Here is a 15,835-nt window from a genome sequence, read left to right as displayed (position 1 = left end):
CTCAGAGCCTCTTCTCGACCAGGACCTCGACGCGGCGGTTGAGCGCGCGGCCCTCGCGCGTCGAGTTGTCGGCCACTGGTTCGGTTTCGGCACGGCCCTCGGAAGAGATACTCTCCTGCGGCACGCCGGCTTGCACCAGAAGCTTGGCTATGGTTTCGGCGCGCGCTTCCGACAGACGCTGGTTGCTGGCCAGCGGGTTGGACCTTTGCAGGCGCACATTGTCGGTATGGCCAACGACGGTGATCTTTCCGATCAGCTCCTTGTTGTCCAGGATCACCTTGGCGATCGACTCGACCAGCGGCTCGTAGCCTTGGGTCAGTGTCGGTCGCGAAGACTGGAACAGCTCAGGGTTGGAGGACTGTATCACTAGCTTGGCGAGCGAGACGCTCTCGGTGCCGCTGAGCGCTCCCTTGAGGTCATCCGGGGCCCCGGCCTTGAATTCGGGCAGCAGCGCGAAATCGACCGGCTGCGGTGCTTCGGGTTCGGGGGCGTCCTGCTTGGGCGCGGCGCGGGTGACGTCGCCGCGCGAGGCCGGCGGCAGCGTGCGCACCAGCGCGGAGAGTTCGACCGCCTGGCTGCTCAAGCCCATCGACAGGCCGATATAGGCAGCGGCGGCCACGACAACCGCGGCAAGTGCCATCACCCAGATCGGAACGATGAAGCGCTGCGGCTCGTCAGAGGCGATCACGCCTTTCCAGTTCGGCGACAGCGGCGCGTCCTCGACATCCGCATTGCGCAGGAAGCGCGCGGCCGCCACACGCACGGCATTGAGCGAACGGTCGCCGGCGCGCCCGGGCACTCGATACTTGCCGCGGAAGCCGAGCGCCAGGCAGTAATACTGCAGCTCCAGCATTTCGCGGTCGCGGTTCGGATGGCGCTCCAGCTCGTCAAGGCGGGTGAAAAACTGAGTGCCGGCGTCGACGTCGCCGCGCAGCATGACCACCAGCGGCTGGCGCGGCCAGGCGCTGGCGCCGCCCCATGGTGTGTTGAGCGCAAGGTCGTCGAGCAGCGCCGCTACGGCCCAGGCCGCCTGGTCGGCGCGCTCCAGCGGGGAGCCCGCCGCAACCGCGGCGTCACGCGCCCGAACCAGCTCGTCGAGCAGGCGCGTGCGCATCACTTCCGGGTTCTCCGGTGCCAGTGCGCTTTCGAGCTCGGGCGCGAATTCGAGCAGCGGCGCGAAGATGTTGATGAGTGTGTTGGGATGGGCGCGCGCCCTTTTTACCGGCGCGCCAGGCGCCAGCGGCGCCAGTGGACGGGGCGTGGCGCCCGCCAGCCTGATGCGGGTGCGCTCGCGATCCTCCGACAGTCCGAAAGGATCATCCCGGCTCATGGCCTCACCTGTTGACCGAATAGCAATCGACCTGCGGCTCGCTCGGCAGGACACCGGAAACGCCGATGACGAAGCCGGGGGCGTCGAGCAGCGAGGCCCAATGCTCGCTCTTCTGATCCAGCTCCAGGCATAGCCTGTCGCCATCGTAGGGGATCTCGCGCGGCTGCGTATGAAGCGGCTTCAGCGGAATGCCGGGCAGGCGCGACTTCCACAGCCCTTCGAACTGGTCGGCGGCACCGACAGTCGCCTGGTTGACGAAGATCTTGCGCAGCGCGTCTTCCGAAAGGTCCGATCCGACACGGATGACGATCCGGCTGGCAACCAGCAGTTTCGGATTGTCGATGCGCACTTTCCAGACATTGGTCGCGTGCCGCATGACCGGCAGCGCGCGCGATTTCGGCTCGATGTAGCGAAGGCTGAGGATGAGCGAACGCAAGGCATCGGCCAGCGCCATATAGGCAGGGCCAGGCGCCATGTGATCGTAGGCCGGCAATTCGCCGAGCCGCCGCGAGCTCGAGCCGTAAGTCGCCATCTCGCCGGCGAGGCCCGCAAGCTCGAGATAGAGCTCGGCCGGATGAAAGACGTCCTGCGCGAGCATATGGGCAAGCCGCGGCCGTGCGGCATTGGCTAGGTGCAGCATCAAAAGGTCTTCGACGCTGCGGCCAGCCCCGCCCATCACCATCTTGCCATGCGCCTCGGCGATCTGGTCGAGGCCAGTGACGACCTCCTGCAGCAATTGCCGGTACCAATGGACCGCGCCGGTGATCAGCGTCGGCGGCAGGAACGTTTCATCGAGTGAAATGCCGCCGTCGGCGCGAACGCCTTTGATGTCGGCGATCGGCAAGGCGGTATAGCCGCCGACCGATTTGCCGGGCGCGAGCAGGAGCGCTTGCGGCCGGGCGATTTCGATTTCTTCGGGGTCGGCGCCGCTCTGGACGGCGTCGCGCACCGAGACGATCTTGCCGTGATAGCGCGCGCCGGTCGATGCCGCATGCGCCGGATCGAATCCGACGCCGCCGGGCGGCTCGAGCGGCAGCGCCACCAGCACCGGCCCGGCGCCGGTGTCGGCCGTGACCGGCAACGGCTTGGGCGCGTCCATCAGCTCGGGGATGGAAAAGGGCGTGCCGTCCGGGAAAATGCCCCGGGCGGACACGATCGAAACCTGGCCGGCATCGAGCAGCGACTGGTCGAGCGTCAGTTGCTGGAAACCGAACGTATGGAGCTGGCCGGCCTGCAACGCGCCGCGCACCATGCCCTCGAAGAACCGATCCTGCTGCTGGAAGTGCTGGGTCCTTAGAAACAGGCCTTCCGACCACAGCACCCTGTTTGCATCGCTCATGCCGTTACTCTCTGCACTGCCCTGTCGCTTGTCGTCGCGCCTAGGCGGAAATGCCGCCCTTGCCGAGGCTGACGTTGACTGTGAATTTCGACCCTGGCGACACCGACTTGGTCGTGCGCCAATTGCGTCCGCCCGGCTCGCGGATCAGGGCCACGAAGCCGAGCGCCGTCGCGTTCGGCTCGACCGTGATGGTCTTGGCCGCGGTCTTGCCAGGCGCGACCGAGATCGTGTCGGAGCCGATGAGGTCGGCGCCGAGCGCCGAACTCGCGTCTCCCTGCAGCGCGAAATAGTCGGCTGAGTTGAACTTGCCGGTGCTGGCGAGCCGCATCACCAATACCGTCACCGGCCGGTCGCCGCCGCCCGGCCCCGGATTCATGCCGGCCCCGCCGGTCACGTTGACCGAGATAACCGATGGTTTCGGCGGGCCGCTCTGGCAAGCCGCGAGCAACCCCGTGGCGCCGATGGCAATGATGAATTCGCGTCTGTCGATCATGTCTCACTCCTCTTCATATGCGTCCCTGAAGTCTGCGCCGATCTCACCCAGGAAACTCGATTCCGCGCTTTGGGCGATGTCGCGATGGCGTTTCTGGTAGAGCTCCCACAGCTTGGCATTACGCCCGCCGGAGAGCAGGTTGCCGATCGCCGAATTGGATTTGAGCTCTTCCTCGATCGCGGCCGGATCGAAACGGTCGATCATGCGCCGAAGCGCAGCCTGCACGCCGCGCCAGGCGCGTACGTGATGCTGCGCAAGATCCTTCACCGCATCGCCGATCGCCGCCTCGCCGGAGAGAAAGCCCGGGCTGCGTTCCGCGACGATGGTGACGATGACATCCTCGACCGTCGGCAGGAATTTAAGCGGGTTGACCTCGGAGGCGCCGACCATCGTCTGCGCCACGCGCGCGCTTCCTTTTTCTTCGGCCCGCTTGCGCAGAAGCTGCATCAGGCCATCCAGCATCAGCCGGTATTCACGCCCGAATTTTTCCATTTCGGCGATCGCATCGCGGCCGGGAAAGTCGGCCTCCTCGACGCCCATGCCGCGCAAGAATGCGGCGCGAAGCGCCATGTCGTTCGGAGCGGCCTGCATCGGGCGGGCCGGCTTGGGCGCCGGAACGGAACGTGGCTGCGGCGGTGGCTCGACTGCCTGCACTGGCATATCCCAAGGTTGTGCCGGGTGCGGCTTTTCAGCCTGATGCTGCAAACGGCCTGCCATGTCGGCGCCATTGGCGGGAGGTGGCGTCGCAGCCGGCCCGATGCTGAAATCGTCATCGAAACCAGCCGGCTTTGCCGCTGGCCCGGACGCATCGTTGCGCGAAGGCATTTCGCCGAACCCGAACGGATCTGGTTGACCTGGCGTCGCGGCATCGCCGGATTCAGGCGTCGCCACCGGGTCGAGGCTGAACGGGTCGTCGAAGGCGGGCGAACTGCGTTGGCTGGAGGCGCGATCATAAGCCCCGGGAACAGGCTGCTCGAACGGGTTCGGCAGGTCCGCCGGGCGTGGCGGCCGCGGTTGCTCTTCGACCCTGGCCGAGAAAAAGTCGTCACCGCCGATGCTGGCGGGCGTCCGGGCTTCCGGCGATGACCAAGCAGCTGCCGGACGGCTGGCGACCGGGGCGGACCCGACTGTGGTTTGGCTCGCCTGGGATTGAACCTCGACATGGAACACATAGTCGCCCATGCGCAGCCGCATGCCGCTCTGCAGCCGCACCGATCGGCCGGGTCCCAGAGGGGTGTCGGAGTCGTCGACGAACAATCCGCTGCTCGACGTGTCGGTGATGAAATAGCTGTCGCGGCCGCCGCTGATCTTGCAATGCGCGCGCGATACGAACATGTCCGGATCGTCGATCTGCCAGCCGGCCTCGGCGCTGCGTCCAATCACCAGCTCGCCTTCGTCCAGCCGGGTCTGCCTGACCACCTGCGAGCGCGGGCCTTGTTCCAGCGTCAGCAGCAGGCTCATACAGACGCCTCCGCCAGTTCCGGCCGCCAGCCGACGATGGTACGCAGTCTGAGATCGTCGGCGTCACCTTTTTCGGGGCGCCGTGGCAGCCAGGAGGTTCGCCCGAGCTGGATGGTTCCCATGCGCGGCGGCGGCACGGCATCGCGCGCCAGTACGATGCGCAGATCGACGTCGAGCGCCTCGCCGATCATGTCGCGCACCGCCTTCTTGAACAGGCCAAGACGCCGCTCGCCGGGCAGGAACGACTTGAAGTCGTCGAGGTCGAGCGGGCCGACACGCAGTTCGATCCTGCTTTGGCGGTTGAAGACCCGCGGGCCGATCGTTGCCCCCTTGCCGAGCGTTGCGTAGGCCCTGCCGACGCGGCTCTGCAGCGCCTTTGGTATGGTGATCCAGGCGGCGACGAATTCCTTGATCTGCACCGGCACCTTGAAGGCCGTGGCGAGAAACAGGGTCAGCCGCTCCACGCCGTCGACCTGGCTGGCGAGCGATCCAGCCTGTCGCAGCCGCACGGCGTCGAGTTCGGGATCCTGCGTGCCGGGGAGACCGATCCCGGACATTGCCTCCAGCATGGCGCGGACGCGTCCGCCAACGGATCGCTCGACCTGCACCGCCGGGTGCGCGTCGGCCCAGGCGCGGTAGTAAAGCGCCATCATGCGGTGCTGCAGGATGTTGACGAAGTCGATGAAGGTCGTGTCGCTGGTCTGCTCGGCGTCGGCCCCGGTGAACCAGCGCTGCGACAGCCGGTCGAGCACCCAGCGGGTCAGATGCAGCGGCATGGGTCCTTCCGGCCCGAGCAGGCCGAGATTGGCCAGTGTCACACGCGCTGGTGACTTGTCCCCTGTGTCCTGGAACTTGACGACGTCGCGCGCCGAAAAGCTCAGGCGCACGTGCTGGCCAAGCCTCGCCGGTTCGCGGTCTGCCGTTCCGGAATGCCCGAACAATCCGCGGCGCTGCTCGAGACGTCGCAGCAGCTCGAAGAAGTCGAAGCCCTCCGACAGCGTTTCGGCAGCCCTCGTCGCGGGCTGTGCTAGATCAGGTAGCGATTGCCGGGCGTCATCGGCCATGGCACATCCTCCTGTTTCTGCAGCAACCGCGAGCGCGTCCGCACAAACCCGTTTATCCCGGCATGGCGGGCGAACAGCCGCGAAAGCAGGGCCGAAAGCAGCAATGAGCTTTGACCCGCCAGCACGGATTGGTCGACATGCAACGTCACTTCGGTGCCGCGTCCGAAACACATCGGTCCGTCGATCTGCAGCCGCTCGATCACCGGGCGCGAATCGATGCGCACGATCGAATGCACGTTGCGGGCAAGGCTCGGATCGCCCCGGTCGGCATAGAGATCGAGCAGCGCATGCAGCGGATCGACGCCACGTCCTTCCTTGGCCAGGCTGAGGAAGTTGAGCGAGAGCTGCGCCACCAGCCGCCAGGCGAGATTGTCGGCGCGGGATTCGCCCTCGGCGCCCGCCGGTAGTGCTGCCGGAATCGCCGGCTGTGGCGGTCGCAGTGCCCCGAGCAAGCGCACCGCCTCCACCGGATCGGCCGTTTCCAGCGTCAGCGTCGGCGTGTCGTCCAGGATCGGCAGGTCGCGGTTGGTGCAGAGCGCCATGATGTCGAGACGCTTGAGCGGCCGGTTTGGCGCGCTCCCGGCCGGGCGCGAGATGGCGATAAAGAGATCGTCGCCGGTGTAGGAGGTGCGGGTCAGGCCCTCGCGCCGCTCGTCTTCCGTGGCCCGGCGCGGACGCCGCTCCGTCGAATAGACCCAGCCGCTGCCACGGTTCTGCCCTAGGCTGAACAATTCAGGGATCGTCGCCTCGCTGCCCTCCGCGTCGGCGTCCTCGACCCGGGTGACCCGAAAGATCTCGAAGTCGCGCGCCCGCGTGCGGTCGGCATGCAGCACCTGCCGCGTCTTGCGCGGATCGATTTCGATGACGTTGCATTCGCGTTCGAAGAGATTGATGATCGGCGTCGCGAACAGCTCGAAATCGGTCGGCGCCACATCGGCGAGCTCGGGCACCGGTCGCCGGAACAGGAAGATGATCTCCATTCCGCCGTCGCACTTGCGCACCACCGGCTGCAGGCCGGCGACCCGCACATAATGGAAACGCTCCGGAATCATAAAATATTCGCGCAGCAGCCGATATCCCTCGAAGGTCGGGCGGGTGCGCGGCATCAGGGCTTCGTCGTCGCGTATGCCGATCATTTCTGGCTCGGGCAGGGCCGTGAGCGGATTGGTCTTGCCTTCCGCCCGCGCGCCGATGGCCGAGCAGGCGCCGAAGATCGCATCGAACAGCAGCGGCGCCTTGGTGCGGCCCGCGAAATAGAGATCGAGGCGGTCGAGCGACAGTTCGGAAAGCTTGCCTTTTCCGGCGCGGCCGAGCGAGATGCGGAACGCCGCCTCGCCGCGCACGCCGCCGAGCGGCGCGATGCCGGCGGCGGCAAGCGCGCTGCGATCCTGGAAATAGCTGACCGAGGTGATTGCGATCGGCCACAGTGTGACCTCCTGCGCGGTGGTGAATGTCGAACGCGTCGAAAGCCCTGGATGCAGGCTGGAGACCAGTCGTGTGCCGCGCGCGACGGCGTGGCCGGCAATCATCGACTGCACCTGCTGGCCGGGTTTAAGCACGGCCATGGCTGTCGCCGGCGCCGGCGTCACCAGATCCGGGTAAAGCACATCGAGCACGGCGCGCGAGAAGCGCGAGCGCTCCGCGTCGACCTTCAGCCGGGTGCGCGCGGCAAGGAAGGCCACGCCGTCAAGCAGTCGTTCCACATAGGGGTCGGGACAGGGCACAGTATCGAGCGAGAGATTGCGGGCAACCGCCGGGTGCATGTCGGCGAATTCCGCGGCCAGCGCCCGGATATGGGTCAGTTCCTCTTCGTAATACTCGACGAAGACCCGATCCATCTCAGGCCTCCCGGAATTCGGTTCGTGCCAGGCCGTTGTCGAGATTGATCGTCGTGCGCAGCCGCATGCGTTCCGGTGTCGGCGTCATGATCAGCACCGCGTCGATCTCGATCTTGAGACCGACGGTTTTGTCGCCGAGCGTGACGTTGACGGTCGTGGCGCTTTCCTTCAGGCGCGGCTCGAAGGTGGCAAGCACCGCGCGGATTTCGCGCGCCAGCACATCGCGGTCGAAATCCCGCGACGAGCGGCCGGAAAAGGACGGCACGCCATAGTTGACGACACTGCGGCGCACTTCCGGAAAGTCGGCGAGCGACGGCAACTCGTCCAGCGGCTGTTCGTGCTCGGCGTCGGAAAGCATCGGTACGGATTCGAAGCGCTCGGTGTTGAACAATGCCTCGATGTCGCGCCGGACGGCTTCTCTCAATACGCGCGCCGAAACGACCACGCCGCGGCTTTCGATCTCGACACGATGCTCGGTTTGGAAGACCAGTCGGTGCAGGCGCCGTTTCTGCTCGGATGTGAGTTCGGCGTCGGCATCGATGGCGCGCGCGCTGCCAACAAGAAGAGCCTCGATGCGCTCGGCGCCGAGTTCCTCGTCCAGCAGGCGGCGCAACCCGTCGATCTCCGACGTAAGCCCCGGCAAATCGTTGACGAGGCGGTCCCAGAGGGAGGGCTGAACCGCCTCGCGCTTTGCCCGCGAACTGCCGGCAAGCTGCGCTTTCGCGCCAGGCCGCTTGGCCTCACTTGCCGACATAGACGTCCATTTCGATCTCGTCGTCCTTGTTGTAGACGAACTTGATCTTCTTGTAGGCGAAGCTGACTTCTTCCTCGATGAGGTCCGCCTCGTCAGCGGCCTGCCGCATGTCGTACTCCATGACCGAAGCGTCGGTGAGCGTCACGACCAGATAATCGCTGGTCTCGCCGTCGATGGTGCGGCGCGCCGAAAACTTCACTTCATCGAGCGCCTTGTTCTCGAACAGCGCCTTCTTCAGGTAGGGCGACGACTTGTCGTAGTGCTTGGAAAACTTGATCATCCCCATCGACACGCGCCCGCGGCGCGACAGCGAATTGGGATCGTAAGGCGCGATCATCTTGTAATCGACGCCGAATACCTCGATCTCGTCCTCATGGCCGTCGCGCTTGCTCGGGCCCTTTATGTCCGGAACTTTCAAAAAACCATCGATTTTCGTTGTTGTAGCCATTGTCTTTCTCCACCGCTTTCAATGAAACAAAATGACTTTCCTGCAATTTCAGCCCTTCACCGACGGCAGTTCCGACACCAGCCGGAGCGAGGCGTTGATGCCTTCCAGCTGGTAGTGCGGACGCAGATAGAAACGGGCGTTGTAGTAACCGGGCCGGCCCTCGACGCTGTCGACCTGGACCTCGGCCGCGGCGAGGGGGCGCTTGGCGCGCGCCTTGTCGTCGGCAAAGGCCGGGTTGGCCAGCACGTACCGGTTGATCCATTCGGTCAACCAGATCTCCATATCGGTGCGTTCCTTGAACGAGCCGATCTTGTCGCGCGCGATCGCCTTGAGGTAATGCGCGAAACGCGACACCGGGAAGAGATAGGGCAGGTTGGCGCTCAGCCTTTCGTTGGACTGGGCGTCGGGGTCGACCAGACGCCCGGCGCGCGTCTCGTCATCCTGAAGCGAATGCGCGCCGATGAAGGCCGCGAGGTCGGTGTTCTTGCGGTGCAGGATCGGCATCAGGCCGAGCTTGGCCAGTTCCGCCTCGCGCCGGTCGTCGATGGCGACCTCGGTCGGACATTTCATTGCAATTGAGCCGTCGTCGGTCGGGAAGGCGTGCACCGGCAGGTTCAGCACCGTACCGCCATTTTCGACGCCGCGGATCTGCGTGCCCCAGCCATAGAGCTTGTGGCTGCGGTTGATGTTCACACCCATCGGGAAAGCGGCGTTCATCCAGACATATTTGTTGTGGTCGCCGCCCACTTCTTCCTCGAAGGTGAAGCCCTTCACCGGAACGGTTTCCGAGCCGTAGGGCAGGCGCGCCAGCACGCGCGGCATGGTGAGGCCGATATAGCGGGCGTCCTCGCTCTCGCGCAGCGACTGCCAGGAGGCATAGGCCGGGTTGTTCACGATCATCTGCAGGTCTTGCGGGTTCGGCAGTTCCTGCCAGCTGTCCATGCGGAACAGCCGTGGCGAGGCGGCGGCGATGAACGGCGTATGCGCCGAGGCGCAGACACCCGAGATGTTGCGCAGCAGGCCGACGTCGCGCGGATGGTTGGAGAACTCGTAGGCGCCGATGATGCAGCCGATCGGCTCGCCGCCCAGCATCGAATACTCGTCCGTGTAGACTTTCTTGAAGACCGGGCTCTGGTCCCACATCTGGCCTTCATAATCCTCGAGCGTGTCGGCCAGTTGCTCCTTGGAGATGTTCATCACCCGGATCTTGAGCTTGGTATCCGTCTCGGTGTTGTTGATGAGGTACCAAAGGCCGCGCCAGGTGCCTTCCATCTCGCGCACCTCCGGGGCATGCAGGATCTCGTTGACCTGCGTCGTCAGCATCTTGTCGATGCCGGCGATCAGCGACTTGATCGACTTGATCGCATTGGACGAGATGGTCGTGGTCTCGGAACGCGATTGAGCGGCAAGCGCCAGGTTGCGCACCAGTTGCTGCAGCTTCTCGCTGTCGTCCTTCTTGACCTTGAAATCCTTTTCAAGGAGTCCGCTGAATTCGCCAAGATCGATGGCTTCCGCCTCGGCGGTGGCGGCTGCGGTCTTTTGCTGTTCGGCCATGATTTACTCCTCGCCCTTGCTGTCGGAGATCGCCTGGTCGGCGATCTTGCTCAGCAGCGGCTCATTGTTCAGAAGCTGCGCGATGCGCTTTTCGGCGTCGACGCGGCCATCCATGAAGCCCAGCAGTTCCTCGAGTTGACGTCGCATCTTGAGGATCTCGGCCAGTTGCGGCACCTGCTCGGCGACCTTGTCCGGCGCAAAATCACCCATCTTCGCGAAGGTGAGATCGATCGCCAGTTCTTCGTCTCGCTCCTGGCCCTCGGCTTGCGGCAGGGTGTTCTTCACGCGTGCCTTCACGCGTGGCCCCATCGCTTCCATGAATTTGGGGAAGCGGTTGGCGTCGGTTTCGACGAAATTGCGGTCGAGCACCGACTTCGACGCTTCCTTTGTCTGCGAGGCGCCGGAAAGATCGGCCATCACGGCCATGACGAACGGCAACTCGATCGTCGTCGGGCTGCCGTAGGTCTCGACGTCGTAGGCGATCTGCACGCGCGGGGCGCGGTTTCTTTCGATGACCTTCGCTTTGCTCTCTGCTGGCATGCTTTTCTACCTTTCATCCTTCTGGGCCGGCTTCTTGGGATCGGCGACACCGGCAAGCAGCCGGAATTCCTTCAGCCCCGACGGGGCGAGATCTTCCATCAGTTCCACGAAATCCATGTGCACCATCCGGCGCACGCGCCGGGCGAGATGCGGGATCGGGCTGGACGGTTCGGTGCGGTCGTAAAAAGCGACCACAAGATCGAGGCATTTGACGACTTCGTCGCGCGAATTGATCCGTTCAGGCAGGCCGGTGCTCGCTTCCACAGCGCTTGCCACACTTGCCATCGTCTCGGCTCCATGACCGTTTCGGGTGGACGTCGATGCCCGTTGCTCCGGCTGAGAAGCAGGCTTTGCCGCACCGTTGGCTAAGGCGCCAGGGCCGGAATTCCGCTCCAGCGTCGTCAGCAAACGCTGCAGGAACTTCCTTAATTCCGGAACGGTGGCGCCATTGCCTTCGATGCGGGGGTTGAGAGCGGTATCCACCGCCTCCAGCGCCGAAATCGCGCCACGCGCATCGGCCAAAAGTGTCGTCATCGCGTCCGCGGCCTGATCGACCTGCGCCGCGCATCCTGTGCGCACCCGGTTCAGCAACTGGTTGTGCGCCGCCGTCAGCGCCGCCTTTTCGGCGTTTCCCAGGCCGGAGGCGGCTTCCTGGAGCATGACGCGCTCGTCGAGCGCTGCCTGTTCCAGGTCACGCCCGCTGATCGGCCCGATCGCTCGCGGTGAGAAGAATACGGTCTGCCTGAGGTTCGCCAACAGGCCTCCCTGGCCGTTCTGCAGATCGAGCAACGCGTTCATGCGGCGCAAGGCGGCTTCACGCGGCGCACCCGACCGCAGCGACGGGTGCAGGCTGTCCCAGTACTGCTCGAAGGTCCGCGCAATCAGCGTCAGCCCTTGGGCGAGGCCGGCCAGCCCTTCTTCATTGGCGAGAGCGCGTGTGACGAGAACCAGCAAACGCAAGTCCCGGCCGCGGAGCCGCAATTCTTCCGCCTTCTCCAGAACGGCTGCCCAGTCAACCGGGATGGTGGACTGCGAAGTCTTGTTGCCGCCGTCATGGACGACCTTGAGCTGGGTTTCCGTGAGCCGCTCCAACTCGTGAAAAGCCGGGTCGTTGCGCAAATCCTCTCCCGACGGGTTCGCACCGTCCAGAGGATTCAGCCAGAGTGCGAGATCAATCACACCTACCCCCAGCAAGCGGCTATGTGACGTAACGTTATCATCGGCCCTATGCCACGACAATTGAGCACGTGCTTAAAAACTAACAGAAGCTGAACGTCCCAGTTATCTTTCGACAAACCCATTGCGCGATTGGCGGACCGGGTATGTGAAATCGCTCGCATAGTTCGGCGCGCAATCCGGGTTTGTTGCAGGAGTTTGCAAGGCTTGTGTAACCGCGAGGTGCCGCCCGGATAGGGTCCGAAGGCCTCGCCCGGCACATGGTTTTGTCAAGCAGCCGCTTATATGGCAGGGTGCGGTCAGCAGATCTCGGGGGCAAGGTTCAATGGAACAGCGCCGGTCGTCGCAGAGTTTCAAGCGTAAGGAACTCGTTGCAAAGCTCAATCCGACGGGGATGCGCGCCTTCAAGGCCGCCGCCGACACGGCCAAGCTGCGCGGCAACCCCTATGTCGAGCTCGTCCATTTCGTCCAGCAACTGGTGTTGTCGGAACGCTCGGACGTGCAGATGATCCTTGCCGACGCCGGCATCGATGCCAGTCGGTTGACGGCGGACATGACGCGGGCCATCGACAAGCTGCCCTACGGCGCGACCTCGGTCGAAGAGTTCTCCGACCACATCTTCCACGCCATCCAGGAAGGCTGGAACCTGGCCACATTGGAATTCGGTGTCGAGGAGGTGCGCAGCGCCCATATCCTGGTCGCCTGCCTTAAGACACCGGTGCTGGAAGGCCTGGTGTCGAAGATCAGCGCCGAATTCGACAAGATCGATGCGGACGGGGTCATTTCCCGTTTCGCCGATGTCACGGAAGGCTCGCTCGAAGCCGGCTCGCCTCCCGCCGCAGCCGCCGAAACACCGATGAAACGTGGCCCGGGCGGGGATTCGGCGCTGGCCAAATACGCCACCGACCTCACCCAGCGCGCCCGCGACGGCAAGATCGATCCGGTCGTCGGCCGCGATCCCGAAATCCGCCAGATCGTCGACATCCTGATGCGACGCCGGCAAAACAACCCGATCCTGACCGGCGAGGCGGGCGTCGGCAAAACAGCGGTCGTCGAGGGCTTTGCGCTGCGCATTGCCCAGGGCGACGTGCCGCCGACATTGCAGAACGTTTCCGTGCGCATGCTCGATGTCGGGCTGATGCAGGCCGGCGCCAGCGTCAAAGGTGAGTTCGAGAAGCGGCTGAAGGCGGTGATCGACGAGGTCCAGTCCTCCGAGGTGCCGATCATCCTGTTCATCGACGAGGCGCATACGCTGATCGGCGCCGGGGGTGCCGCGGGAACTGGAGATGCGGCCAATCTCCTGAAGCCCGCGCTGGCGCGCGGTGAGCTGCGTACCATCGCCGCCACGACCTGGGCCGAATACAAGCAGCATATCGAGAAGGATCCGGCGCTGACCCGCCGCTTCCAGGTGGTCAAGATCGACGAGCCCTCCGAAGCGGTGGCCGTGCTGATGCTGCGCGGCGTCGCCGGCGTTCTCGAGCAGCACCACAAGGTCCAGATCCTCGACGAGGCGATCGAGGCCTCGGTTTCGCTTTCGCACCGCTATATCCCGGCCAGGCAATTGCCCGACAAGGCGGTTAGCCTTCTCGACACCGCCTGCGCTAGGGTTGCCGTCTCGCAGCACGCGACGCCGGCCGAGGTCGAGGATATCCTGCGCCGCCGCCAGGCGCTGGAAGTGGAGAACGGTATCATCGGCCGCGAGGCGGCGATCGGCATCGACGTTGCCGAGCGGCAGGCTCGCGTGGACGCTGGATTGGCCGAAACCGAGACCACTTTGGCAGCCGCCCAGGCGCGCTGGGATCGAGAAAAAGCGCTGGTGGCCGAAATCCTGGACTTACGCGCAAAATTACGTGGCGACGGCGTGCCGCTCGATGAGACGGCAGCCGAGGAGGCCGCCGTCGAAATGGAGAACGCAGACGCGGCCGTTAAAACACCTGAGAAAAAGGCGGACGAAGGCAAAGCCGCTGAGACCAAGCCTCAGAAAACCAAGGCGTCGAAGGCCAAAGGGTCCAAGGCCGATGTGGTCAAGGCCGAGGCGATTTCCGCCGAGCCGGCGGATGAAGCGGCTGCCGATCTGGCGCGACTGCGCGAATTGATGGTGGAACTTGCCAGCGCGCAGGGCGAGACGCCGTTGATCCTGCCTTCGGTCGATCGCAACGCCGTCGCCACCGTGGTGCAGGACTGGACCGGCATCCCGACGGGCCGGATGCTCTCCAGTCAGACCGAGAAAGCGCTCAAGCTCGCCGCCACCTTGTCTGAGCGCGTCGTCGGTCAGGATCATGCGATGGAGATGATCGCGCGACGCGTGCAGACCAGTCGCGCCGGCCTCGGCGCGCCGGAAAAGCCGGTCGGCGTGTTCCTGCTTTGCGGGCCGTCGGGGGTCGGCAAGACCGAGACAGCCCTGGCGCTGGCCGAAACGCTCTATGGCGGCGAGCAGAACCTGATCTCGATCAACATGTCCGAATTCCAGGAAGCGCACACCGTATCGACGCTGAAGGGCGCGCCGCCCGGTTATATCGGCTACGGCAAGGGCGGCATTTTGACTGAGGCCGTGCGGCGCAAACCCTATTCGGTGATCTTGCTCGACGAGGTCGAGAAGGCGCATCCCGACGTGCACGAGATCTTCTTCCAGGTCTTCGACAAAGGCATGATGGACGACAGCGAGGGCCGGCGGATCGATTTCAAGAACACGCTGATCCTGCTTACCTCCAATGTCGGCTCCGAGGTCATTATGGACCGCACCAAGAACGGCACCGTGCGCACCGGCATTGACGATCTGGATACCGCCCTGCGCGCGCCGCTGCTGAAAGTGTTTCCCGCCGCTTTCCTCGGCCGCGTGGTAACGATCCCGTACTATCCGCTCTCGGATGCGATGATCGAAGCGATCACGCGCCATCAGTTCGCCAAGATCGCGCGCCGGCTGCGGGCAACCAGCGATGCCGAACTGGTGATCGGCGATGGCGTCATGGATCTGGTCAAGGCGCGCTGCAGCGAGATCGAGTCCGGCGGGCGCATGATAGACGCCATCCTCACCAACACATTGCTGCCGGAACTCAGCCGTGGCGTGCTCAATCGCTCGCTGGAGGGCGCGAAGATGACGAAGGTCACCGTCGGTGCTTCGGCCGACGGGTTCACCTATTCGTTCGAATAGCTTCGGCTATCCACGAGCGGCGCTTTTGGGGACGGCGAGCGGACACGGTCTCAACTGCGGCCCGAAATGAACAAGCGATGTGGGCCGTCCCTGCGTTAAGCCTCGCATAACCTCTGCAATCTATGCTGACGCCAGATTGTCGAGGACAACATGAAGCGCAAGTCGATATTACTCTTCGCTTTTCCCGCATTCATCCTGGCGATTATGGCAGGCGAGCGAGCAGCGACGCTCCTGCTCGGAACCTATCCTGCCAGCCCTGCAATGTGGTGGATCTGGCTTGAGTTGCGTCCCTTGTCGACGATGTTCTGGCAGCAGGTCGACCTCTATCTGGGTGGTTCGATGGCCCTGGATGCCGGCATCCTGATTGCAGCGGCGATCGCCTGCTGGAGCGCTTGCCGCGTCAGACGCTCAGCCGCCTTCTTCCTGGCCAATCACCTGGCTCTGCTTTTCGTCGGGCTGATGATCGCCGTCGGCGGTCATTCGGAAACGGCGAGCACGGTTGCCGCATTCACGGCGCCCAGCGGCTTCTCGTTCTCGCTGATGGTGGACTTCACCTGGGAGAACAGCCTCGTGCTGGTCCTAGGCTTTGCGGCCTGCGCCTATTGTCATGTCGCCTTCCTTCGCGAAACCCGGCAACGCGCACAAGCATTGGCCGTGCGTGTCATCGCCTTGCAGCGCGATCTGTAG

At 64.4% G+C, this 15,835-nt stretch carries 13 protein-coding genes; 2 read left to right on the top strand and 11 right to left on the bottom strand.

Annotation, left to right across the window (positions count from 1 at the left end; translation table 11 throughout):
- Nucleotide 1: 1 nt before the first annotated feature.
- Genes tssL through tssA form a run of 11 tightly spaced genes read right to left on the bottom strand, consistent with a single transcriptional unit; the run spans nucleotide 2 to nucleotide 12,000 of the window.
- Complete coding sequence (gene tssL / locus AB6802_RS16055; RefSeq protein ID WP_371011113.1) at nucleotides 2–1,330, bottom strand: type VI secretion system protein TssL, long form; 1,329 nt, start codon at nucleotides 1,328–1,330, stop codon at nucleotides 2–4.
- 4 nt (nucleotides 1,331–1,334) lie between these two features.
- The gene (gene tssK, locus AB6802_RS16050; protein WP_371011112.1) at nucleotides 1,335–2,669 is read right to left on the bottom strand and encodes a type VI secretion system baseplate subunit TssK; all 1,335 of its coding nucleotides are present in this window, start codon (nucleotides 2,667–2,669) and stop codon (nucleotides 1,335–1,337) included.
- A gap of 40 nt (nucleotides 2,670–2,709) precedes the next feature.
- Nucleotides 2,710–3,162 carry a type VI secretion system lipoprotein TssJ gene (tssJ, locus tag AB6802_RS16045; RefSeq protein ID WP_371011111.1) on the bottom strand — a complete coding sequence of 151 codons (453 nt, stop codon included), beginning with the start codon at nucleotides 3,160–3,162 and terminating at the stop codon, nucleotides 2,710–2,712.
- 3 nt (nucleotides 3,163–3,165) lie between these two features.
- The gene (gene tagH / locus AB6802_RS16040) at nucleotides 3,166–4,623 is read right to left on the bottom strand and encodes a type VI secretion system-associated FHA domain protein TagH (protein ID WP_371011110.1); all 1,458 of its coding nucleotides are present in this window, start codon (nucleotides 4,621–4,623) and stop codon (nucleotides 3,166–3,168) included.
- Entirely contained in the window at nucleotides 4,620–5,687 is a 1,068-nt protein-coding gene (gene tssG, locus AB6802_RS16035) for a type VI secretion system baseplate subunit TssG (protein ID WP_371011109.1), read from the bottom strand. The genes tagH and tssG overlap by 4 nt, the downstream gene beginning before the upstream one ends.
- Nucleotides 5,651–7,525, bottom strand: coding sequence for a type VI secretion system baseplate subunit TssF (gene tssF / locus AB6802_RS16030; protein ID WP_371011108.1), 1,875 nt, complete (start codon nucleotides 7,523–7,525; stop codon nucleotides 5,651–5,653). The genes tssG and tssF overlap by 37 nt, the downstream gene beginning before the upstream one ends.
- A gap of 1 nt (nucleotide 7,526) precedes the next feature.
- Complete coding sequence (gene tssE, locus AB6802_RS16025) at nucleotides 7,527–8,279, bottom strand: type VI secretion system baseplate subunit TssE (protein ID WP_371011107.1); 753 nt, start codon at nucleotides 8,277–8,279, stop codon at nucleotides 7,527–7,529.
- Nucleotides 8,266–8,727, bottom strand: a complete 462-nt coding sequence (locus AB6802_RS16020) for an Hcp family type VI secretion system effector (RefSeq protein ID WP_371011106.1) — start codon at nucleotides 8,725–8,727, stop codon at nucleotides 8,266–8,268. Before AB6802_RS16020 ends, tssE begins: the two co-directional genes overlap by 14 nt.
- Nucleotides 8,728–8,775: 48 nt before the next feature.
- Nucleotides 8,776–10,281, bottom strand: a complete 1,506-nt coding sequence (gene tssC, locus AB6802_RS16015; protein WP_320251167.1) for a type VI secretion system contractile sheath large subunit — start codon at nucleotides 10,279–10,281, stop codon at nucleotides 8,776–8,778.
- Between the two features lie 3 nt (nucleotides 10,282–10,284).
- A complete protein-coding gene (gene tssB / locus AB6802_RS16010; protein WP_371011105.1) occupies nucleotides 10,285–10,821 on the bottom strand; it encodes a type VI secretion system contractile sheath small subunit in 537 nt (178 codons plus the stop codon).
- Between the two features lie 6 nt (nucleotides 10,822–10,827).
- Nucleotides 10,828–12,000: a type VI secretion system protein TssA gene (tssA, locus tag AB6802_RS16005; RefSeq protein WP_371011104.1), complete on the bottom strand. Its 1,173-nt coding sequence runs from the start codon at nucleotides 11,998–12,000 to the stop codon at nucleotides 10,828–10,830.
- A 322-nt stretch (nucleotides 12,001–12,322) separates the two neighbouring features.
- Between tssA and tssH the strand changes: the two genes are divergently transcribed.
- Together tssH and AB6802_RS15995 are read left to right on the top strand one after the other, a co-directional pair.
- Entirely contained in the window at nucleotides 12,323–15,148 is a 2,826-nt protein-coding gene (tssH, locus tag AB6802_RS16000; RefSeq protein WP_371011103.1) for a type VI secretion system ATPase TssH, read from the top strand.
- 150 nt (nucleotides 15,149–15,298) lie between these two features.
- Entirely contained in the window at nucleotides 15,299–15,835 is a 537-nt protein-coding gene (locus AB6802_RS15995) for a hypothetical protein (RefSeq protein WP_371011102.1), read from the top strand.

The organism is Mesorhizobium sp. RCC_202, from assembly GCF_041355295.1.
In the GTDB taxonomy this organism is placed as follows: Bacteria; Pseudomonadota; Alphaproteobacteria; order Rhizobiales; family Rhizobiaceae; genus Mesorhizobium.
Note: the sequence above shows the minus strand (reverse complement) of the source record. Positions and strands in the feature narration are given on the sequence as shown.

Bases quoted from the DNA above. Each gene is read 5' to 3' on its own strand.
- tssK (WP_371011112.1), bottom strand. From the start codon at position 2,669: ATGAGCGATGCAAACAGGGTGCTGTGGTCGGAAGGCCTGTTTCTAAGG.
- tssJ (WP_371011111.1), bottom strand. From the start codon at position 3,162: ATGATCGACAGACGCGAATTCATCATTGCCATCGGCGCCACGGGGTTG.
- AB6802_RS15995 (WP_371011102.1), top strand. From the start codon at position 15,299: ATGAAGCGCAAGTCGATATTACTCTTCGCTTTTCCCGCATTCATCCTG.
- tssH (WP_371011103.1), top strand. From the start codon at position 12,323: ATGGAACAGCGCCGGTCGTCGCAGAGTTTCAAGCGTAAGGAACTCGTT.
- tssC (WP_320251167.1), bottom strand. From the start codon at position 10,281: ATGGCCGAACAGCAAAAGACCGCAGCCGCCACCGCCGAGGCGGAAGCC.
- tssG (WP_371011109.1), bottom strand. From the start codon at position 5,687: ATGGCCGATGACGCCCGGCAATCGCTACCTGATCTAGCACAGCCCGCG.
- AB6802_RS16020 (WP_371011106.1), bottom strand. From the start codon at position 8,727: ATGGCTACAACAACGAAAATCGATGGTTTTTTGAAAGTTCCGGACATA.
- tssE (WP_371011107.1), bottom strand. From the start codon at position 8,279: ATGTCGGCAAGTGAGGCCAAGCGGCCTGGCGCGAAAGCGCAGCTTGCC.
- tssL (WP_371011113.1), bottom strand. From the start codon at position 1,330: ATGAGCCGGGATGATCCTTTCGGACTGTCGGAGGATCGCGAGCGCACC.
- tssF (WP_371011108.1), bottom strand. From the start codon at position 7,525: ATGGATCGGGTCTTCGTCGAGTATTACGAAGAGGAACTGACCCATATC.
- tagH (WP_371011110.1), bottom strand. From the start codon at position 4,623: ATGAGCCTGCTGCTGACGCTGGAACAAGGCCCGCGCTCGCAGGTGGTC.
- tssB (WP_371011105.1), bottom strand. From the start codon at position 10,821: ATGCCAGCAGAGAGCAAAGCGAAGGTCATCGAAAGAAACCGCGCCCCG.